14 protein-coding genes are annotated in these 22633 nt (G+C 55.7%); 4 read left to right on the plus strand and 10 right to left on the minus strand.

Features of this window, described 5'->3' with window-relative positions; all coding sequences use genetic code 11:
- Positions 1-155: 155 nt before the first annotated feature.
- From ABVT36_RS09135 to ABVT36_RS09180, 10 genes are all read right to left on the minus strand, one after another.
- Positions 156-2048 (minus strand): FG-GAP repeat domain-containing protein, encoded by a 1893-nt coding sequence (locus ABVT36_RS09135; protein ID WP_368456287.1) that lies wholly within the window; start codon positions 2046-2048, stop codon positions 156-158.
- A gap of 79 nt (positions 2049-2127) precedes the next feature.
- Entirely contained in the window at positions 2128-2886 is a 759-nt protein-coding gene (locus ABVT36_RS09140; RefSeq protein ID WP_368456288.1) for a transposase, read from the minus strand.
- A complete protein-coding gene (locus ABVT36_RS09145) occupies positions 2870-3220 on the minus strand; it encodes a hypothetical protein (RefSeq protein ID WP_368456289.1) in 351 nt (116 codons plus the stop codon). The genes ABVT36_RS09140 and ABVT36_RS09145 overlap by 17 nt, the downstream gene beginning before the upstream one ends.
- Positions 3221-3897: 677 nt before the next feature.
- Positions 3898-5451, minus strand: coding sequence for a sulfotransferase (locus ABVT36_RS09150; RefSeq protein WP_368456291.1), 1554 nt, complete (start codon positions 5449-5451; stop codon positions 3898-3900).
- On the minus strand, positions 5448-6428 hold the full coding sequence (locus ABVT36_RS09155; protein ID WP_368456292.1) for a class I SAM-dependent methyltransferase: 981 nt from the start codon (positions 6426-6428) through the stop codon (positions 5448-5450). Before ABVT36_RS09155 ends, ABVT36_RS09150 begins: the two co-directional genes overlap by 4 nt.
- Positions 6429-6534: 106 nt before the next feature.
- Positions 6535-9465 (minus strand): TonB-dependent receptor, encoded by a 2931-nt coding sequence (locus tag ABVT36_RS09160; protein WP_368456293.1) that lies wholly within the window; start codon positions 9463-9465, stop codon positions 6535-6537.
- Positions 9466-10320: 855 nt separating this feature from the next.
- Entirely contained in the window at positions 10321-13086 is a 2766-nt protein-coding gene (locus tag ABVT36_RS09165; protein ID WP_368456294.1) for a TonB-dependent receptor plug domain-containing protein, read from the minus strand.
- Positions 13087-13320: 234 nt separating this feature from the next.
- Positions 13321-16302 carry a TonB-dependent receptor gene (locus tag ABVT36_RS09170; RefSeq protein WP_368456295.1) on the minus strand — a complete coding sequence of 994 codons (2982 nt, stop codon included), beginning with the start codon at positions 16300-16302 and terminating at the stop codon, positions 13321-13323.
- A 140-nt stretch (positions 16303-16442) separates the two neighbouring features.
- Positions 16443-17492, minus strand: a complete 1050-nt coding sequence (locus ABVT36_RS09175; RefSeq protein ID WP_368456296.1) for a FecR domain-containing protein — start codon at positions 17490-17492, stop codon at positions 16443-16445.
- 358 nt (positions 17493-17850) lie between these two features.
- Complete coding sequence (locus ABVT36_RS09180) at positions 17851-18378, minus strand: RNA polymerase sigma factor (protein WP_368456297.1); 528 nt, start codon at positions 18376-18378, stop codon at positions 17851-17853.
- 208 nt (positions 18379-18586) lie between these two features.
- Between ABVT36_RS09180 and dnaX the strand changes: the two genes are divergently transcribed.
- The 4 genes from dnaX to rnd are packed head-to-tail and all read left to right on the plus strand — an operon-like array spanning position 18587 to position 22633.
- Positions 18587-20524, plus strand: a complete 1938-nt coding sequence (gene dnaX / locus ABVT36_RS09185; protein WP_368456298.1) for a DNA polymerase III subunit gamma/tau — start codon at positions 18587-18589, stop codon at positions 20522-20524.
- Entirely contained in the window at positions 20521-20865 is a 345-nt protein-coding gene (locus tag ABVT36_RS09190; RefSeq protein ID WP_368456299.1) for a YbaB/EbfC family nucleoid-associated protein, read from the plus strand. Before dnaX ends, ABVT36_RS09190 begins: the two co-directional genes overlap by 4 nt.
- A 27-nt stretch (positions 20866-20892) precedes the next feature.
- Positions 20893-21495: a recombination mediator RecR gene (gene recR / locus ABVT36_RS09195; protein ID WP_367150728.1), complete on the plus strand. Its 603-nt coding sequence runs from the start codon at positions 20893-20895 to the stop codon at positions 21493-21495.
- 7 nt (positions 21496-21502) lie between these two features.
- A complete protein-coding gene (rnd, locus tag ABVT36_RS09200) occupies positions 21503-22633 on the plus strand; it encodes a ribonuclease D (protein ID WP_368456300.1) in 1131 nt (376 codons plus the stop codon).

A 22633-nucleotide genomic window follows, 5' to 3' on the forward strand; every position in this document is an offset into this window, starting at 1 on the left:
GTGAAAGGCGGCCCAGCCTGGCGCAACAGGCCGCGCCGGACCAGGGACAGTGAAATTACTGCGGTCTAGATCTGGTAGCGCACCGCCACCTGGATCTGCTTGCTGGGCATCGCCTTCGGCGCCATCCTGAGATGGCGCCCAGCTTCCAACAGGATTCAATGACTCATCACATCGGCTTTACCGTTACCGGTAAAATCGTGTACCGCCAGATCTTCTATGTGGATGGATGACCTATTGACTCCCCTCCATTCAGTCTTTTCAAAGCCTCTACTCAACCCAACATACCATTTTGAATTTTTCACTCTAAAAAAATCGTCTTTACCATCGCCGTCGAAATCTGCGAAGCGAAGTTCTTCTATGGAAATCCCTCCGCTAAAATACTCCCAAGTGCCAGTGTTAATAAACCGGAAAAAGCCCCCCTTATCGCGCGATATAGCTTGGCGCAGTCGTGTTCCCTCAGCCCAATAGACTTCCGTTATGCCATTCCCATCAAGATCTGCAAATCGGGTCTCCGACAATCGCGTCGCTGGGCGAGACAATACCAGATCCCACCCGGATCTCCCAGACCACGATACAGACCAAGCTCCGGAGTTAACCACGTCGGTCAATAAGTCGTCGATACCGTCTCCGTTAAAATCACCAACATAGAGGTCCTTTACCAAAACCACAGATGTGCCAATTTTCTGCCAGCCACTGGTTCCGGACCAGGATACATACCAGTGCTTGCCATTGGCCCGAAAAACGTCGGTTTTTCCGTCGCCATTAAAATCACCAAAGCGCAGGTCTTTGAGGGGGGCTGCCGATGTATTTATTTTCTTCCAGGATTTTTTTGCCTTTGAGGATAAATACCAGTGCTTGCCGTCGGCAAGAAATGCATCGGTTGCCCCGTCGCCGTCGAAATCCCCCCATGCCACGCTGTCGAAGTCATGACTTGTGAAACGACGGTATTGCCAGCCCTGGTTGCCGGAAAGGGAAATTTTCCAGTCATTCGGTTTCGGCTCTCCGTAGTGATTGTCGAAAACATATATACTTTCGGACCCATAGAGCAGTTCGACGGCGCTGCCCTGATTACTGTGGGAGAACACATTGTCGTAAACCCTGGCAAATAGGACGGGTTGTAGATCTAGTCTGATCCCGGCCCCGCTGGGTTTGAAAAAAGCATTGTGATGAATTTCAAAAGAGTGTGTGATGTAAAAATTAAAATTATGAGGACTGCGGCGGTAGAAAACAAAATTCTCACCGATATTGCCGCCGAGAACCAGGTTATACGCTGCCGTAAACCTGTAACTGTAGTCGGCTGGCGCCTCCCACGGCTCCTCACGGCTGACAATATCCTGGCCATTGTATTGAAAAATATTATGCTCAATGTTGAGGTCTTTACTGAGGTTAGTCGCCACGGCTTGACCCAATTGGCCGTCCTGGCACTGCCCGGCGCTGACATTGCGTCGGTTGTGGTGCAGAGCGTTGTGATGCACTTCAATGGACTGTGAATTGATGATATTGATGGCGGCGCGGGGCCAGCCAAAAAATTCATTATTATCGATCTCAATAGCCTGGGATGAGCGAATGTTGACGGCATCCACTTCCTCGCCATCACAGCGGGAGGTGTCGGCGGCAAAGTAGGGGCCTTTAAATCGCAGACCCGTAATCCGGATATTGGAACGGTCGTGCAATTCGAAGATAAGCCGGCTGTTGCCCCACGCCTCAGTGAACAACAGCGCACCGCTGCTGCCCTCTCTCCCCCTGCCTGATGCAAGGGTTACCCCGTCTGGAATCTGTAAAAACGCATAAGTACCCAGATTGATCTCCGCATCATCGTCCACATAGATAATCTGCCCGAAGGTCGCCTGACTTAGGGCGTCTACCAGTTCCTCCCGGGTGGACACCAGATAGTTCGCCTGCCCGGGCTCAACCCAGTTTTCGTAATACTCCCCCCCGCCTTTCTGGTCCAGGTTGAACTCATCGGTATAAATTAATGGCTGGGAGAGAGCCGCTTTGGATAAAAAAAGGAGACAAAAAGTCAGTATAGAATATTGAGCTGGTTTCATTGTTAAGCCAAAATCCCTGGTTATTAGTTATGAAAGAAATTTTTCTATCATTACCAAAAACCAGCGGTAGTGTAAATATTCATTCGCACTTTTTTCGCGGGTCTTCCCGGCCATTCATCAAGCTGCCGAGTGCATGACCTCCTGATCCATCTCGTTGACAAGTTTCATATTCATGTACTTGCCGGCTTCCCCAGGAGGTGCTGGATACGTGTCTCAACTTGGCAGCCACCAGCATCAGTGCAGAATTTCCATCAGGGAATGCGCCCACCACTTCGATCCTGCGCCGGGCCTCCTTGAGAAGCCGCTCCATAGGGTTGTTGGTCTTGATTTTCAGCCAGTGCCGCGGCGGGTAGGCATAGCGGGCCAGTGTCTCGTGGATCGAATTCTCCACCAACTCCGCTGCTGCCCTGAGCTTCATGGCCTGCAGCTTCTTGATCACGTCCTTTGATTTGCTCTCGGCGGCCTCACGGCTCCCCTGGGCAGGAATGGCCTTCAGCATTGCCGCCACCTCCCGCATTTTCCCACGTGGTACGTGGGACAACACATCGTGGTAGAAGTGGACCGCACACCGCTGCCAATCGGCATCCGGGAAGACCCCCGCTGCGGCCTCGGCCAGGCCAATGCACGCGTCCGCCTGGGCATCGTAAGCCGCAGCGCTCACCAGATCCCCCGCTGCTTCAAACTGGTCGGCTGCGGCGCGCAGTTGCGCTACGCCAGCATCGCCCTGGAGCAGTAATCCCAGCTGTTCCAGGTCGGCGTAAAGTCCGGTGCTGGTTTCGCGCGTTGGATCGGGCAGCAGTGCGCTGACAAAGTTGTGGGCGTCAACGTCGAGGGCCATACCGCTTTGGGACAGATAGTCCAAATAACCCCGGGTGCCGATAATGTTCAACAGCAAGTCGGCGGTGTAATGGCTCCCTACAGCCCAGTAATTGCTCTTCACTGAGGCTGGGGTCGGCGCAGGAGGGGGTGACCGGCTTCAGAGCCAGCTGCTGGGACATGATACTGATGGCAGCCTGTTTGTTGTCGCCGCTGGTGGCGATACCGGTGTTGCCCACATCGGTCAGGTTATCATCGAAGGCGACCATCTGACTGAACGGGGACTCCTGGGCGTAGCTGGTGGATGCACATACGAGGGTGGTTGCCGCTGCGAGACTGCGTTTGGCGTTGGACATAATTCTCGCCTGTCGCGTATTTCTAGCGACCCCGGCAAATTGGTCTATAGCTCCGTAAAGGGCGGAAGTCGGGCGGGGCACACTTTGATCGTTGTTGCGTTCCGGCACCGATGGAAAGCCGCTCCATAGTGCCCTAATGGGCTCGATTAACAATACAGATCACTATACTGTGTTAGCGACTGGCTACAGTGATTGGTAAAAATTGCTAAAAAGTCATAGGTGGTCGGCACTTTGCACTTTTTTTGGATCCGTGGTGAGATATTGGGATCGAAACTGTATTAAATACGAGCTGAGGCGCCCAACGATATAATCTTACCGTGTCGGTTGCGCAGTTTTAGCTGGTGGACATTCCGGCGCTTCTCGACAACCACTCAATGGCGGCGCCCGAAGTGATTAGAATCGTTGATGTGAAGGGAGCTTAATTAGATTTGCAGGGTTTCGTGCAGGTCGGCGATTTCCAATCCCAACAGTTTAACGCTACCCGGCCCAGTTTTAGGCGGAGTTATGGTACATTGAGTTGGGAATCGGAAAGTTTTTCTACAAACTTTAAATCTATGGAGTGTCTACTTTGAAGATTGCAATCTGCAGGCGAGCGCCTTAATTTCTAAACTACACTGGAATTGATAGAGCCATTTGATCTCCTATGTGAAAAAAACACATAAGCATGGCCGTAGACGTTAAGTTTTTTCGTTATTAAGGGTCTGATACAAAATAGTTAGATGCTGTTTGAAGTTTTGATGTTTTCGAATGGATGACTGGTGGATAGGTTGTCTGACCTGACGTGAGCTTGCAGTCATAACTGCCCGTTTAGTTTTATGTGGTGTCAGGCAAGCGGTTTCAAATGGCATCTCAAGTTTTTTGAATAGCTTTCTGATTTCTTGTTCTGGTTCGCTCACCAGCTTTTCATAATGCACTTCAATCAAGCGGTTTCCTAATTCCTGGCGCCAGAAGTCTATGAGCTTTGAGTAGGCAATGTAATACCTGGCAAGGCTTTTCTGTGAATAAGAAAACATATACTTGGATGCGAAAAGTTGTTTGAACATTGCAAAACAGCTATCTTTTGCCTCACGATTGACGTGTACAATCTTTGCTTCTGGAAAGGACTTGGCAATAATTCCGAGATAGAGGTAATTATGAGGGAGCTTGTCTATCATCCAGCGTTTGTTGGTTCGCAAATACCTGGTTCGATCTTTGTAAATGCCAGCTAAATTAGAGACAGATTCTTCAGAATATTCAATAATGTCACGCCCTGAAAGCTGCCTGGTCAGGCGCGATTCCTGGATGCAGTTTTCTATAGTCTGCAATTCCCCTGCACTGGATATTTCGGAGTGAGAGGATAGGATTTGGTCAACTAGTGAAGTTCCAGAACGCGGGAGCCCTGTAATGAATATACAGCCCTCATTGTCTTGTCCGCTTTCTTGGAGTTGTGCTTGGCGTCCGACAGTATTTGACTGATAGTTTGCTGTTATGATCTCATCTACTAGTTTTTCGTCGAGCGCTACATCGTAGTTTAAATGCTTGTTGACGGTTGAGGCGGCCAGATCATAATGCTTAAACGCCAAATCCCATTCTTTAAGGTCTTCAAATTCCTTCCCTATTGCGTAATTGTAAAAAACGCAATGCTCTGGTTTGAGTTTACGCTTTTGGATAATCCCCTTCATGTTTTTAATGTGGGAGTAATCCGTTGCCGTGGTTATCTTGGATAGTTGCCAGTGACACCTCTGATTATGAGGCTCCTGTGTGATAATTTTGGAAAAGAGTGCCCTAGCGGTATCGATATTGCCCAAATGCAGGTTGCAAATAGCGAGATTGCTAAGTACAGAGGTCGAAGAAGAGTCGATTGTTGAAGCTTTTTCCAGGTATGGGAGAGCTATATCCGGTCGGCCAACATGGCTGAATACTGTCCCAGCCATGTCCAGAAAATATGGGTCTTCCATTGGCACCGAGCAGCCTTTTGCAAATGCGAAAGCCAAATCATTTCTACGCTGTTCTAACTTGCACCTGGCTAAAAACAAGGTGGCATCGTAACGATTAGCATCGTGTTGAGTTGTCTTCTGAAATAGATTCTCTGCGGTGTCGATATTGCCAAGGAACAAGTTTGCAAGACCTAAATAAAAATCTGACTCAGGATCTTGCCCTGGGACTACTCCACTGTTTTGGTATGTTTGTAGAATTTCTGGCCAACTATTTATGCTTGCCAGATGTTTTATCCTCTGACTGAAGGCTTTCATCCGCTGCTACCTCGCTGCGCGGTGATCAGCCATGCGCAGTTTTCTCCGCCTTCCACAAATGGCAGTTTTTCTACTGTATTTACATGTATGTTATTTTCCAAGAGGATGTTTTTGATATGTTGAATGTCTGTCTGGTCGAGGGATGCTTCACACATAGAGCGCATCCTTTCCGAATAGGCTATTAATTCACTCTCCATCTTTCTAAGCCAGCTGAGAACTTCGGTTTTGTCAAAATTTTCACTTGACCTGGAAATCTTTGCGGCATCCATAAATACTTTATCGATAGATCCTCCGGCAACGTTTCGTCCGTATTTTTTGACTATATCCACGGTCGCTTCTATCGCTGGTTTTAGACATTCCATTCTAGTTTTTATGTCCAACTGGCTGAAACCAGGAGTCATTTTTGTTTCAAGCAGATTATGAGTCAAATTTAGAAAATCCGTTCTGATAAAATCCTCAACAGCGGCGCGGTTGGCGTTGCACTCTTTGTGAATCCCTCCATCTGTCAAATGGGAAACAAACGCTATCAAACCGCCGGGTTGGAGCACTCGTCCAGCCTCGCGAAATGCATCCATACCGGCATATTCGACGCCAAACTGACTGGTGATGAGCGTGAAAGAGGCATCGTCAAAGGGAAGTTGCGCGGCATCACAGACTTTTGTATTAACGTGCGGTACTTTCTTTTCAATAGCTTCTAACGCGGATTTAGAGATATCAACGCAGGTAATGGAGGTGTTTCGGGGCTCTAAAGATTTGTAGGCAAGGGATGCCAGGATTCCGTAGCCGGAGGCTATGTCGAGCATATGTGTATGCTGATTAGCTATGCTGGTGAAGATCACATTCCATTTTTGCATGAGAATATGACTTTCAGTTTCACCTCCCTTATAAGTTGATGCCTGCTTGGTTCCCTCCCAATAGGTATCCCAGGCATTTCTTCGCTGCTGTTCCGCTGACTCATGGAGTTTACTTTTGTTCATGTGGTCAGTTTACTGCACAAATTTTGATTGACCAACAAAAAAACCCACACCGGAGTGTGGGTTTCCTATCCTTATAGGATGTTACCAGCTTGTATGATTCCCGGAATTAGAATTCCTGAGAAACACGCAAGTAGTAGGAGCGGCCAAAGAGGCGGTAAGTCGACGGGTCGGTACTTGCATTGAAGCCGAAGTCGATGTACGGAGGCTCTTCATTGGTCAGGTTGGTTACACCCAGAGACACGCGAGTGTTAGTTGGGAAGGTGTAAGCTGCTGCCAAGTCGTGGTAGAGCTGAGCATCAATCTGCTGAGTGTAGTCGATAAAGCTGGCAGGGGCTTCGATTTCACCGATGTACTCTCCCAGATAGGAGACACTCAAGTCATTCCAGTACCAGTTGATGGAGTAGTTGGCTTTATCCTCGGCGTAGACATCACCGTTTTCAGACATGGTACCAACCTGCTCTTCAACTTCGTCGCCAGGAAAGGCGACGCGGCTGTTTTCCAGCTGGCGCACCCACAACAGCGAGGTCTCAAAACGACCGAAGTCAGTGTCAAAGCCATAGCGGGCTTCGACATCGACACCTTTGGCAGTTAGTGAGGCGACGTTGAGGGAGGCATCCAGAATCTGTGCAACACTGTAGTCCGCACGGCGGGTTACCAGATCACAGGCGCTGGCGTTGCCGGATTGGTAGCAGTCATCCAGAATGAACTGAACACCCAAAGAGGAGATCAGGTTATCCATCTCTGTCTGCCAGTAGTCCAGAGTGATAGATAGATCACCGAACGGCAGTTCCGGAGTGATTACGAAACCAGCAGTGAAAGTGTCACCAGTCTCAGCCTCGAGGTCCGGGTTACCACCCTGGCGGGCTAACACCTGAGTGTCGAGCTGTTGTGGAGCAACACGGTCACAGAAGGGAGAGCTGGAAAAATCGTTGGGCCCACAGGGGTCACTGTACTGTGGGAATGCATCCACCTGGCCGGCAAACAGTTCACTAATGCTTGGGGCGCGGAAAACTTGACCCTGGGTGGCACGGAACCTCAGGCCATCGGCAATTTGTGCTTCCAGCCCCAGTTGGTAAACCGTATCGTTGCCAAAAGTGCTGTAGTCATCCCAGCGCAGGCCTAGTGATACATCTATGCTCTGAGTGCCGTTGTCATACAGCGGCGCCAAGAATTCGGCGAACAGAGAGTTGGTGGTATAGCCGCCTTCGGTGCCAGCGCCGGTGTTGCCGGTAATTTCACCCAGTACCTTGCTCGAGTCCGGTGCGCTGACAAAATGTTCGCGGCGATACTCGTAACCGAATGCAGCGCCCAGTGGACCAGCCGGCAACTGGAACAGCTCGCCGGCAATGGAGGCGTTAAACTGATCCTGATCGGTTGTAAAGGCATCCACCGCAACGATGCCCACATAGGAGAGCATTTCGTCTGTAATACCACCGGCACCACTGAACAGGTCAAGGGGGACACAGCCTGGGATCAGTGTGCTGGAGTCGCTAACATCTGTATAACATTCCGGAGTTCCGTCGCCGTCGAGGTCGGCAGACGGGCCCAGTGCATTGCGCAGGTTGGGGCCGAAAAACTGGCCAAAGTCCTGGTCGGTGCGTTCGCGGAAGCCCTTATTGTAGGAAACTTCCCAGTCCCACTCTGCGAAACTTCCTGTGAGGCCGGCAACTGCCTGGAACTGGAGTACTTCCTGTTCGAAACGGCGCGAGGTCTCAACAATACGGCGGCGAGCGTCAGTCACCGGGTGGCCAAGGGTGTTGTAGAAGTTGTCTACGGAGATACCGGAGAAGGAGATGGGGTTAACGACCCTGCCAAGGGCTTGGTCGTCAGTGTACACATAGTCGGGTTCAGCCGCAGTGCCGACATTGACCTCACGCAACGGATCACCTGTGAGCGGGTCGATCGGGATGTAAGAGCCATTATAACCTGGGTCAGTCGGTGAATTGTAGGGCTGTGGCGCCAGCTCCTGGGAAGAGCTGCGCAGGTTAGCACGGAACTCGGAGTAGAACTGAACATTGTCAGTGATATCGAAGTTCGCCTCGGTGAAGACGTTTATACGCTCGTAGGGTGTCTGAATATAGTTAACAGGCGCATAGTTGTAGGTGCGACCGTCGAATTCTGTTAGGCCGTTACCCGGATTCATCCATATCCGATTTCTAAACGCTGGATTACCGGTGTTGGTAGTGGTGGTGGCACCCTCGGAATCCAGAAAAAGCGGGTCACCGTCCGCGTTCAGACGCTGTACCAACTCGCCGGAAGTCAGGCGGCCTTCGGGAATACGGGAGGAGCCAATTGCAAAGCCTCCAGTGGGGCCCTCGCGTTCAAAGCCCGCTGCATCTGGGTATATAAAGTAAGAATTCTGGAAGAAGTCCCAGGGAGTATCGGTCTGGTAAATCTCCTCCTGTTTCACATATTCCGCACCGAAGGTGACATTGCCGCCATCGAAAGACTTGCCGGCGATAAAGCTGACGCTGTCCTGGGCGCCGGCATCGGTTTCAAAGGAGTCCGAATTCTGGATTTCCAGTTTTACGCCGTTAAAGTTCTTTTTGGTGATGATGTTTACCACGCCGGCAACAGCGTCGGCACCGTAAGTTGCAGAAGCGCCATCCTTCAGGATTTCAACGCGCTCGATCATTACTGCGGGGATGGTCTGGTAATCGCCGCCGTCCACGGTGCGCTTACCGTTCACCAGGGTCAGTGTGCGGATGGGCCCCAGACCGCGCAGGTCAACCTGCACGGAGCCGTTGCCGCCGTTGTTTGTAGTGGTGCCAATCGGTGAGCCAGACATGGCGGGCAGACGCTGCAGTAAGTCGCCTACGTCAGTGATGCCGGTCGCCTGCATTTCTTCCGCAGTCAGAACGGTTACAGGGCTGGAGCTTTCAAGATCGGCACGCTTAATACGGGAACCGGTTACTATGACCTCTTCCACCAATTGTGCATCTTCCTGCGCAAAAGCGGGCATAGCGGGAACCATGATCGCAGCTGCGGAAAGGCCCAGAGCGCCCTTCACGGCTGCGGACAGGAGGTTCTTTTTCATTGTAAATCCTCTCTTAATCGTTGGATTTATAGTGTGTTGCCACGAATGGCGGTGATCGGAAGCAGCTACCCCCAAGTGGCCACTTCCCTCCCAACACAATTAAGGACGGATGGCGGGGAAAACCCCTCAAAGAAATCTGGACATTATTCCTAAATGCCGGTTGAGGCAGTTTTGGTATTTGATGACTGGTTGAAAAGCGAGCAGTTGCCCCTTAAGAGCAGTACTTGGGATGGGAGGTAAAAGGTAGTGTGGGTTACGAAGATTCATGCGGTTTGTCGGTCATAAGAGCCTAGACACAAGGTGTTGGTCGGTCGACTCTTCTCAGTGGGGGTGATACAAATTCCAGTCGGTGTATCAGCTGTGTGGGTAGCCAGAGTATCTCCCTTGGCAGAGGTCGCGCGCCGTGCCTTTTAACGGAAAGTTTACCCATAAGGCCCTACGAGCAAAGCTCGTCATTGAAACTGATTCGTTACGGCAGTCTTGTCGGTAACCAAGGTTGTTACTGAAGAAGAGGTTGCGCAAACAGCTGGAAAACCAAGAAAAGCGCTCTCTATGGTTGTACTGTGGGTAGTGGCATGGCTAAAGGTGTCACCAGCGCGGATTTTTTTGCTGCAATTGGTGAGCGTAAGGGAGATATTTTGCTATAAGTCGATGATTTTAGAGTATACAGTAGCCTGGGCAGGCTTTGGGACATTCGCTTCAGCGGTGAGGTACGGGGTCTAAGCTAACTCAAATAATGTGTTCTTTGTGACCCATTGAGAGTTACTGACTTCAGAGGTTACTAATAGTAAGGCCACCGCAATATCTGGTGTGGGGAGGCGACTGCTCCCCAGATTGAGGAGCAGTGCGAGAGGGCTAAAACTCGAACTGTACTCTGCCGTAGAAGTAGCGACCCACTGTGTCATAGTTGAGTGGCAGGGTGTTCATGTCGTCGTAGTTGGTGACATACGGCGGCTGCTGATTGAAAGCGTTGCGGATACCACCGGATAGGGTGATGCCCTCCCAGCGGAAGTAGCGGAAGTTGAGGTCTGTATACCAGGTGTTGTCCACATGGGTGGAGAGGTCGAATTCCCCGGGGGCAATATCGTCAACCTTGCCCTCCATACGCACAATGGCGGTGGCGGCCCAGCAGTCGTACTCATAGTCGAAACTGGTCCACAACTTCCAGTCCGGAAATGCGGCGATACGGGTAGTCACCGGATCGACGCCAAAGTGTCCGGCTAGGTCCACCGTGGGTTCGAATTCACTGGCCTGGTATTTCCACTCATCCAGCCAGGTGGCGGAACCGCTGAAGGTAAATACCCCGGGACCCAGATCTGTACTGTAGTCCATGCCCAGGTCTACCCCGGAGGTTTCGAAGGTGGCGATATTCTGGGCGTTCAACAGTTGCCCGGCGATGGTACCGTCGATGGCACGTCGCGGACTGGTGGGCAGCGGCCTCACTCCCACCGCCTGGGCCCCTGTAATCAGGTCGCAGGAGGGGGAACTGAAGTTTGGACTGTTATAGCAGGTGCGGGCGATGGTGTTGGTGTTAAATGTACCAATGGCATCATCGATACTGATATCGAAATAGTCGAGCGTGAAGCTCAGGTCCTCGACGAAGGTGGGTGTCCATACGATACCCACCGTCCAACTGTCGGATGTCTCTTCCTCCAGGTCTTCATTGCCGCCGAACAGGCCGGTGGCCTGGGAGCTGCCCAGTTCGAAGTCCTCTGGCAGCCCGTCGGCGGCACAGTTGGCGCGTAAAATCGGGTTGCTGCTTTGGCCCCAGTTGATACAGGGGTCGGTGTAGGTTTCCGCGGACTGGGTGGGGGGCAGGAACAAATCATCCAGGCCCGGGGCACGAAACCCCTCCGAGTATGTGGCGCGAAAGCGCAACTGCTCGATGGGGGCATAGTCGATCACTGCGGCAAAGGTGGTGTCGTCGCCGATGGTGTCATAGTCGGAATAGCGGAAGGAGGCTTCCACGGCCAGCAGATCGGCCCATTCGCAACCCTCGATCAATGGCAGCCGGACCTCGCCGTAGAATTCGTCCACTTTATAGGCGCCACTCCAGTCCTCGCCGGACACGAAGTAAATCTGCCCAAGTGAGGCTGCACCATCCGCAGTGGTTTCGGTGGTCTCGCGGCGTCGCTCGTAGCCGGCGGCCCACTGGAAGGGCTCGTTGGCATTGCGCATGGTAAAGCCGCCAAAGTCACCGACCAGGTTTGCCTGGATGATGTTCAGGCTCGATTTCTCCACCGGGGAGTTCACCACCAGGGCATAGTCCTGTAGGGGTTGGGTAAAGGTATCCGGCCGGAAGGGATCCCAGGCGGTGACACCCGCCTCGTCAACCGCCGCGGCACATTCCGGGTCGGCGGCACAGGCGACCGGGTCCAGCAGCAAATCGAAACGACCGGGATTGGCACGGCCGCGGTCGATCTGAGCATCCACCCAGCGGGAGTAGTTGTAGGAGATGTCCCAGCTCCATTCGTTGCAGAATTCTCCCTCGAAACCCACTACGCCGCGCCAGGTATTCACGTCCTGGGTAAAGAAGCGGCCGCCGGTCTCCGAGAGGCGTCGGAAGATGGTGGCATCCTCTCCGGTGGGGTTGCCGGGGTTGTCGGCAGGTGCGACGGGCGTGAAGAAGGTTCCCTCCGCGGCCAACAGCTGATCCGACTGGCGGTTGGCGAAGAGTATCTCGCCGAAGGTGCCAAAAGTGCTGAAATCCTCCCAGTCCCACAGTTCATGCTCGCCGTAACCGTAGAAGGTGACAACTTCCTGGGGAGTGACCAGATAGCTGACCTCGGCAAAATTGAAAGAATCCGTTACCGGATTGAAAGGGCGCAACTGCCCGGTATTTGGGTCCAGGATAAAGCCATCAAAGCTGTCGGAGAAAAACTGTGCGGGTGTGGTGGTACCACTGCCGCCGCAGAATACGGCCCCTCGGGATTCAAATATTGGACAGTTGGAAAAGCGGCGGTCGCCCTGGAAAATATCCTCGCGCTTGGTGTACTGGACGTTGAACATCGCATGGCCATCGTCGGAGGATGCGCCAAAAGTCCAGGCTGCGAGATATTCATTGCCGTCCCCCTTCTCCGCAGTGCCGGCGTCGAAAAACACCTCTGCACCCTCGAAATTCTGCTTGGTGATAATGTTGATCACCCCGGCGATGGCGTCAGAGCCGTAAATGGTGGAGGCGCCGTCGCGCAGTACTTCTATCCGCTCAATGGCGGTGGTGGGTATGGTGTTCAGGTCCACCACGCCCGTGGCTGACCCGGACGAGCTCAGGCGGCGCCCATTTAAAAGAATGAGTGTGCGCGACGAGCCCAGGCCCCGTAGGGATACAGTGGCGAGCCCGGGGTTGCCATTGTTCACCGAGGCGCCCAATTGACCGCCGGTCATTGAGGGTATTTCCTGCAGGAAATCCTCCAGTGTGGTCTGGCCTGAAGCCTCAAGGGCGGCGGCGTCGAAAACGCTGATGGGGGTGGCACTGTTGGCGTCGGTGGGGCGTTGGATACGGGTACCAGTAACGACCACCTCTTCCACTTCCTGTGCAAATGATGTGGTGATAAAACTGGTGGAAACGGCCGTGACCGCAATAGTGCCCTTTATTGCCCGGGATAAACGGGATCTGTCCATGATATACCTCTCCTGATACCGGTTCCGAACGCCGGATATGGCTGAGCCCTCCCTGACAACTGCGAACCACTATCAACAGAGGCTTGCTAAAACACTAGAACATTTTTTCTACAAGGTGGGCAAAATGCGAAAAGCGGCACGTCTTTGGCGCTTAAGTTTGATTTTCTGTGGCGCGAAGCGGTGGGGCTTGCGTTGCAGGTGGCGGGATGTGTTCGGCGCCCATTGGGCCGGCGCCTATAGAGTGAAGGAGATGGTGCCGTACCAGTAGCGCCCGCTGAGGTCGTAGGTCCGGCTGTCAAAGTTGTTGCTGAACGCCTTGGCGGCAAAGGGAGGCTCCTCATCCAGCAGGTTGTCTACGCCGAGTGAGAAGCGCCAGCCTTTTTGGGGCAGGGAGTAGGCAAGTTGCAGGTCGTGACTGAACCAGTTGTCGATCTGGCGTGTCACTGCGCTGCCCTCAAGGGTAAAGGATTCCCTCAGTTCTCCTACATAGTGGATGGTATAGCCGCCTTCCCAGCGGTCCTTCTTCCAGTAGAGGCCTGTGTTGGCTTTCCAGTGGGGCAGGGAGCCGGCACCGCCGCTGGAGTTGTCAGCGAAAGTTCCGGCCAGGTCCTCAAATGCCTCGCCCGGTACCGCCTGGTTCAAATAGTGATGCATGCGGCCGGCGTTCAGGGCCCAGCGAAGCTGACCGAGTTTCCCCGATTCAAACCCGTAACGCAGTGCCAGATCGGCGCCGCGCACCTCCCGTGCACCAATGTTCAGCCGGGTTGCCAGCACCTCAATAATGTCACCGCCCTCGTCCCGCAGCACACGGTCGGTAAACAGGCCGTTATAGGCGTTCTGGTCAATGAGATACTGGGGGCTGGTATCGATTACATCGTTCTGGCGAATGTCAAAAATATCCAGGGTGGCACTGAAACCGGGCAGGGATTGCGGAGCCCAATGCAACCCCAGCGAGCGGTTATCGGAGGTTTCCGGTTGCAGCTCTCTGTTGCCACCAAAGGTGGTCAGGTACTGTATACGGGTAGTGTCGGCGCGACCCCGACAACCGGGCAGCTGCCCGCTGTCGGTGCGGGTACAGGGGTCGAACAGAAATTCCTGGCTCTGGTAGCCTCGCTGGTGCATGTCCAGCAGCGTGGGCGCCCTGAAGCCGCTGGCATAACTGGCGCGGATCATGACCGACGGATGTGGTCGCCAGCGCAGGGCAAATTTCGGGTTGGTGGTATTGCCGAAGTCGCTGTAATCAGAAACGCGCACCGCAGTGTCCAGCCACAGGCGCTCGGATAACAGCGGCAGGGATACTTCGGTGAAAATCTCGCCGATTATCCGGTGGCCCAACGCGGAGCCGGAAGCGCTGCTGCCGATATAAGACAGGCCCAAGGCGTCACTGGACTCGAGGTCAATCGCCTCGCGACGCACTTCGATCCCCAGTGCTGCGGGGATATCGCCGGCGCTGTAACTTCCCAGGGCACCGTTGGCGACAAAGGTCAGAGCGCCCATGCGCGAGGAGCCTTCCGTCCGGCTTTCGCCACGGATGTAGCCCAGTTGGGCCCGGTCTATTGAGCCGGGCGGGCCTACCAGGTTGACCGGGATACAGCCGCTCTGTTCGGAACAGATATCGGGGCCTTTGAGCCCGCGTACCAAGCGGTTCGGATCGATCAGATTGGTGATGCGTTCGGAAGTGCCCGTATAGTGGAGTGAAAGCGCCAGATCCCACTGCCAGTCATCCCAGGCGCCTTTCAGGCCCGAATTAAGGCGCCAGTTATCCGTGTGGTTTTGTTGCTCGCGCGGTCCCAGTTCGAGCACACGCTTGCGGATATCGGTGATATCAATGCCAAATGGATTGTAGATGTTATCGGCGGCCAGGGTCAGGTCTCCGTTATCGAATCGGGTGAAGACCGGGGTTGGCGCCGCCGCGAATTCGGACTCGGTGCGAACGGCCATGGCATCGATAAAGAACAGGGTACCGTTACTGAGGTCTAGATTAGCTTCCACATAGGCGGACTTCTGCCCGGCGGGCACCAGTGCCGTGGTGTCCTGGCGGTAGTCGTAGAGATCTTCCTGGGTCCAGCGGCGGTAGTTGTTGCTACTGCTACTGCTGTCGTCGGGGCCGTCGGCGATGATGTCGTTCTGGGAGTCGTTGTCGATGTCGTTATGGGAGCCGTTGTCGTTGGTGGCGGTCAATATCAATAGGTCGCCCAGGGCAATAAAGCCATTTGGGGTAGCCGGTGAGCGACGGTCTTCGCCGCCCATTAGTCGGCTGTCGGCAGAGGCGGAACGGTTGCGGTCCCGGCTCAGTATCCCTCCCCGGCGGTACTGGGCCAGGTTGACCATCACATGCCCGCGATCCCCGGTTGTTCCCCAGGTAATATGGTGGGATTTGGTTTTCTGGTCTCCCGCCTCCGCCGAGCCGTAGTATGTATTGACGGACAAACCTTCGAAATCGTTGCGTGGAATGATATTCACCACCCCCGCGACGGCGTCGGAGCCGTACACCGCAGAGGCCACATCCTTGAGAATCTCTATACGGTCCACCATGGACAGGGGGATACTGTTCAGATCCGGGCCCCCGCTGTCAAAGTCGTTGCTGATAATGCGGCGCCCGTTGAGCAGCACCAGGGTATTGCTGGCCGGCAGTCCCCGCAGCATTGCAGTGGCGGTGCCATTGTAGTTGTGGTTGACCGCCGTGCTGGTGGAGTTGCCCGATATGGCCGGCAGGAATTTGAGCAATTCTGCCAGGGTCTGTGCACCGGTGAGCTCCAGTTCCTCCCGGGTAAGCAGGTCAATCGGCGCATACTCATCCAGATGGGGGTGGCGCAGGTGGGTACCGGTGCGGCTTCCCCTTACCGTGACCTCTTCGGTCTCAACGGTCGGGAGCACTTCCCTGTCCTGCGGCGGCTCGCTGGGGCGCGGGAATACGGCGACGGCGGTGGGGCCGGAAAACTGGTAACTAAAGGGTGTGTTGGCCAGCAGCTGTCGCAGCACGGTTTCGAAGTCGCCACCATCGGTGGACAGGGTTTGCGCTGGTATGCGGTGGCCATTGGCCGCCGAAGCTCTGACCAAGACAGAGACCTGGCACCGGCGGCCGAGCTCGATAAGGGACTTGGACAATTTGCCCGCAGGCAGCTTGATTTCGGCTTCCGGGCAGGCGCCAATGGCGCCCTCGGGAAGCGTGCCAAGGCTGGCCAGCACGAGTAGTGCCCGAAGTTGTTTCGTCAATTCTGTGCCTGTTTCGCTCGCAACACCTGCCGGAGCACCCCCTACCTGACATATTTCTTCTTAATGTATGTTGCCTGGTATTTGGGGCAGGATAAAGGATCTATTGTCTATTAAATAAACGCCCGGGCCTTACTTATATCTCAGTTAGGCTTGGGAGACAAGAGAGTCTGGTGGGGGTTGCTGTGATCCAGCCGCAGATCCAGGGCTGCTGCGATGGCCTTGAGGGCGTTGTCCGGGTTGGAGAGTTCGAAGGTTCCGGAAATGGCTCGGTCCCGAATGCTTTGGTCGGCCGCGGCGGGCACTGACAGATAGCGGTTCAGCTCTTCCAGCGCGTCACTCAATGCCGTGTTGTCAAACACCAGGACGCCCCGGGTCCAGTCGAGCGCCTCGTCTGCTGAAGTTGGGCTGACATCACTCAGGCCGCGGGTAGAAACGCTCACTTTCTGGTTGCGCTGGAGCTTTACGGACTCCGGCTGCAGACCACTGGCAGTGCGGGCCTCGGTCACCGCAACGGTACCACTGGTGACAGAAACCCTGGCGTTGTTGAAATTGCGCTCCACATTGAATTCTGTACCCAGTACACGGATATTGGCCCGACCCGCCGCAACAGTGAAGGGGCGGGATGTCTGCCGCACCACGTCGAAAAAGGCTTCGCCACGCAGCAGCTCAGTGTGTCGTTCTGCGCGGCTGAAGGCTACGTGAAGTTCGGAATTGGTGTTCAGCTGGACCTGCGAGCCATCGGCCAGGGTGACTGTCTTTGTCTCCCCGAGTCGGGTGATATAGATCTGTTTCTCCGGGTCGCCACCGTCGAACCAGAGGCCACCGGCCCACAGTGTGACAACCAGGCAGGCAGCCACCAAGCCCCCTCCCATCAACCAGTGGGTAGGGTTCAGGCTATGTACAGGGTTTGGCCTCGAGGGTGCGGCTATCTCCCGCGGCGCTGGCCGGGATATCGAAGTGAAGGACTCCGGGAACAATTGTTCCACCGGCATCTGGGAGAGGACTCCGAGATCACCCCAGAGTTCGGCCATCTGGTCAAATGCCAGATGGTTTTCCTCAGTCTGCATCCAGCGGGCGAACGCCTTGCGGTCGGCCCGACTGACGGTATCCGAGCGCAGGCGCGCGATCCAGGTACAAGCCTGATCGAGACTCTCCTCGCTCACCGCTGCTGGCTGGCCCTGTGTGTTCACCCTTATTACCTTGCTAACTGAATTGGTTGACTATCTCGGCGTTCAGGGGAGTCCCCACTGTGACGCATTGTAAGTTGAAAATGCTAATCTGGCGTCTCTATCTATTCGAATCTCTGTTTGGATCCAAAATAGCGCAATAAATCTGTATATTTGTACCAATACTTGGTGCTTCCTGTTTCCAGCCGCCTCATTTCTGTGCGCAAATAGCCGCTTTTCGAGAATGAGACGGCTGAATCCGGCTACCCCTCAATCGAGTTTTCGCATATTTCGGTATCAGTTTGCACCCGGTTAGTGCGCTGGCTCGCAAAAATAAGACTTTCCCCTCTGCACAGGGGTTCAGCGGGAACCAGCTTCCGCCTTACCTGTCTGACTCGACTTTTCGTCTGCATATTTTGAGTGCCTGAAGAATATATTTCTCCACACTGCTGACTGATACGTTCATCTCCTGGGCTATTTCGGTGTAGGAAAAACCCCGCACCCGGTGCAGGAGAAAGGCCTGGCGGCATTTTACCGGCAGGCTGTCCATGGCGTCGTGAATGGATTGCAACTGCTGGCGGGCGGCGAGCACCCGCTCCGGGGACTGGTGGTGCGCGTGGCTTTCATCGACAGTCTCCCCCTCTGCCGGCAACTGCTGGCTGACATATTCCATATGCAGCTTGCCGCGCCGCAACTGGTCCACAGCGAGATTGTTGGCGATCTGGTAGAGATAGGCGCGCGGGTTGTCCAACTCCTTTTCGCTGCTGAGTCTTTGCAGGCGCAGGTAGGCGTGCTGGGCAATGTCTTCGGCATCTTCGCTGTTGCGGACAATCCGGGTCACGAAGCGCACTACCGCCTGGCCGTGGTCGGCAAACAGCTGCTCCAGTAGCGTCTTCCGGGCTTTGTTCATCAGTGGCTGGGGTCCCCTGCTTCGCGCCTTATTTTTGGCTGTCGTCTGCGAGTTGGCACATATTTATAACATAGCCACGGGGTTGTCGACGAATCCGCGGGGGTTACCCGCAGCTGTGTTCCAGTGTTTCGATACCGTTATAATGGCCACAGCGCTACAGGCGCTTGGAATATCTATAGGGCAGGGCGCTTGGGGCGCTGGAGAGCGGATGAGCTATCAAGTACTGGCGCGCAAGTGGCGGCCGCGGTTGTTTCGCGAGATGGTGGGGCAGGAGCATGTGTTACAGGCGCTGATCAATGCCCTGGACAAAGGCCGTATGCACCACGCCTATCTGTTTGCCGGTACCCGTGGGGTGGGTAAGACCACCATCGCCCGGATCCTGGCCAAGTGCCTGAACTGCGAGACTGGTGTCAGCTCCGAACCCTGCGGGCAGTGCGCCGCCTGTACAGAGATCGCCGACGGCCGGTTCGTTGATCTGATCGAAGTGGATGCGGCGTCGCGCACCAAGGTGGAAGACACCCGTGAACTGCTGGAAAACGTCCAGTATGCACCGACCAGGGGGCGCTACAAAGTCTATCTCATCGACGAGGTACACATGCTTTCCAACAGCTCATTTAATGCGCTGTTGAAAACCCTGGAGGAGCCCCCACCACACGTTAAGTTTCTGCTCGCTACCACCGACCCGAAAAAACTGCCGGTTACGGTATTGTCCCGCTGTCTGCAGTTCAACCTGAAGAATATGAGCCCGGAGCGGGTGGTCGAACACCTGCGCTTTGTGCTGGAGCAGGAAATGGTGCCCTTCGAGGAAGCGGCCCTGTGGCTCCTGGGGCGCGCCGCCAACGGCAGTATGCGCGATGCCTTGAGTCTCACCGATCAGGCCATCGCTTTCGGCGGGGGCAAGATCGCCGCGGCGGAGGTGGGCGCGATGCTGGGCAGCATCGATTCGGGCCTGGTGTGGAAGCTGTTACAGGCGCTGGCGGACGAAAGTGCCCCCTCGCTGTTCGCGGCGGTGGGGGAGCTGGCGCAGCAGGCGCCGGATTACAGCGCCGCACTGGCGGAACTGGCAAACAATCTGCACCGTATCGCCGTGGCCCAGGTACTGCCGGAGTCCGCTGACAACGCGTTTGGTGACGGCGAACGGTTAGGGGAATACGCAGCGCGGCTGGCGCCGGAAAACGTACAACTCTATTATCAGATGGCACTGCTCGCGCGCCGGGACCTGCCACTGGCCCCGGATCCACGCAGTGGCTTTGAAATGGCCCTGTTGCGCATGCTGGCGTTCCGCCCGCAGGGTGTGACCGATATTCCTACAGCCCGACTGCCGGACGGGCAGGTGAAGCCTCCCCCCGGGGAAGGTCGGCCATCGTCCGGGAAGTCGGAGATTGAGGCTCAGACCCCCGCCGAGGCTTCCCGGGGGACGGCCGGTGTAGAAGCGGTACAGGGGGAGGCAGGCCCGATCTCTCCGACTGCCTCAGAGAGCGGCGCGGTACAGGCGTCCAGATCTAATATGCCCGTCACAAAACCGCCACAGCGGGAGCCGCTGGCGGCGGCCGACGAGGGCGCTGTGCCTGCGCCGGCAGCGGAGCTGGTGGAGGCTGCGACCGATACCCGTGCGGCGCATCGCGAACAGCTCAGGGCTCAGGTGGCCGCGGTGCAGGCGGCTCCGGCCACTTCCACGCAACAGCCCGCGGCAGCGCATATGCCGGGCAACAAGGCTGCGCGCGCGCGCCTGGAAGCCCTCACCCCCGGCAGTTGGCCCGCGCTATACGGCCAGCTGGGTATTGCCGGCATACTGCACTCGATTGCGTTTCACCTCGAGCTGGTGGGGCGCCGGGACAATATAATTGCCTTTACCCTGGATGAGTCCTACAGCAGCCTTTACGACGAGGTGCACCAGCGCCGCCTCGCGGATGTGTTGAGCGACTTCTTCCAGCAACCGGTCAGCGTCCAGATTCAGGTTGGCCAGGTGCACGGCGGAACCCCCGCGAGTATAGCCGCGGCAACCCGCGAAGCGAAGATGGTGGCAGCGCGGGATGCGCTGTCCCGGGACGCCTTGGTGCGGGAGTTGCGGGACGAGCTGGGGGCGGAACTGCTGCCCGACTCGGTGGAATATCTCAGTGAACTGGAAAGTGAGCAAAGCGAATGAAAGGTTTGGGCAATTTGATGCAACAGGCCCAGCAAATGCAGGCCGACATGCAGGAAAAAATGCAGCAGATGCAGCGGCAGCTCGACGAGCTGCGCCTGCAGGGAGAGGCGGGTGCCGGTATGGTCAAGGTGGCCATGAACGGCCGCCATGACGTCATAGCAGTGGAGATCGATCCCGGCCTGATGGGCGAAGACAAGGAAATGCTCGAGGACCTCTTGGCGGCGGCGGTCAACGATGCCGTGCGCCGCGTGGAGGAAAAGAGTCGGGAACTGCAGCAACAGCAATTGGGTGGTCTCGCCGCAGGTATCAACCTGCCCGAAGGTTTCAAGTTTCCGTTTTGATGATTGTTGCTGGCAAAAATAGTTTCTATGTTTAGTCCCCTGGTTGAAGACCTAATCCGCGCATTGCGTTGCTTGCCCGGTATCGGCCCCAAGTCGGCGCAACGCATGGCGATGCACCTGCTGGATAAAGACCGGCACGCGGCCGATACACTGGTGCGCGCCCTTGAACAGGCGGTACAGAAAGTTGGCCGTTGCAGCCGTTGCCGCACGCTCACTGAGCGGGAAATCTGCGCGCTTTGTGACAGCAGTCGGCGCGATGGGAAATTCCTTTGTGTCGTTGAGACCCCCGCCGATGTATTTGCTATCGAACAGGCGGGCAACTATCACGGGCGCTACTTTGTGTTGCATGGCCACCTGTCTCCCATCGACGGCGTAGGCCCCGGGGATCTCGGTATCGATCTGCTGCAGCGGCGTCTGGATGAAGAGCCGCTGCAGGAACTGATTGTCGCCACCAACCCAACGGTGGAGGGTGAGGCCACTGCGCAGTTGATTGCCGACCGCGCCAGGGCCAGTGGAGTGGCAGTCAGTCGCATTGCCCACGGCGTCCCCCTGGGTGGAGAGCTGGAGTATATCGACGGCGGTACCCTCGCCCACGCCTTCAGTAGCCGCACTGAATTTTTTGGCAGCTGAGGGTCAGATGTCGAACGTGGATACCAGGCCCATCTGGGTTGAGAGTGGACCCGAGCTTGCGGAGCTTTGCCGGCGTTGGCGCGCGCAGGCGATGGTGGCGCTGGACACAGAGTTTATGCGCAGCCGCACTTTTTTCCCGCAGCCTGCCCTGGTACAGGTGGGCGATGGTGAGCGCAGTTATCTGATCGACAATCTGGCCGTGGATGATTTGCAGCCGCTGCGGGATCTGTTGCAGGATACTGGCGTGACCAAAATCATGCACAGCTGCAGCGAGGATTTCGAGACCTTGCAGCGGCTGCTGGACACAGTGCCGGCGCCGATTTTCGATACCCAGATTGCTGCAGCCATTGCCGGCATGGAGGCCGGGCTGGGTTACGCTGCCACGGTTAAAGCAACCCTCGGTATTGAATTGCCCAAGAGTGAGACCCGGTCCGACTGGCTGCGGCGGCCGCTGAGTGAAGCGCAAAAAAATTATGCCGCTCTGGATGTGGCCTGGTTGCCGGCGGTTTATGAGGTACTGCTGCAGCGCCTTTGTGCAAAGGACCGTCTCCAGTGGCTGCAGGAGGATTGTGCGGCACTGGTGACCGCGGCTAAGAGCCCCACCGCCCCCGAATCTTATTATTGGAAGGTTAAAGGTGCCTGGCGCCTGCGCGGTGGGAATCTGGCAGTGCTACAGGAGATCTGTGCCTGGCGGGAAAGGGAGGCGCGCCGGCGGGATCTGCCGCGCAATCACCTGTTGAAAGAAAGTGTCTGTATCGCCATCGCGCAGGGCTTGCCGCGGCACAGCGCTGCGTTGGCCCAGGTGGGGATCGAGGGCCGGGCCCTGCGGGAATACGGCGACCAGCTGTTGCAGATTGTTGCACAGGCTTCCAAGCGTGCAGATGCGCCACCCAGCCTGCCGCAGCCGTTGAATCGGCTTGAGGGGGAAGACCTCAAACAGCTGCGACAAATGGTGGCGCTAGTGGCTGACCAGTGTGGTCTGCCGGCGGAGATACTGGTGCGGCGCAAAGAACTGGAACATCTGGTGCAGGCCCCGCAGCCAAAACTGGAGGGGCGCTTGCGTGGCTGGCGCGCGGAGGTGATTGGTGAGCGGCTGTTACAACTGCTGGAAAAGTTGCGCAGTGAAGGGGCGCAGTGA

It is taken from the genome of Microbulbifer sp. TYP-18 (assembly GCF_040932045.1).
Classification (GTDB): domain Bacteria; phylum Pseudomonadota; class Gammaproteobacteria; order Pseudomonadales; family Cellvibrionaceae; genus Microbulbifer.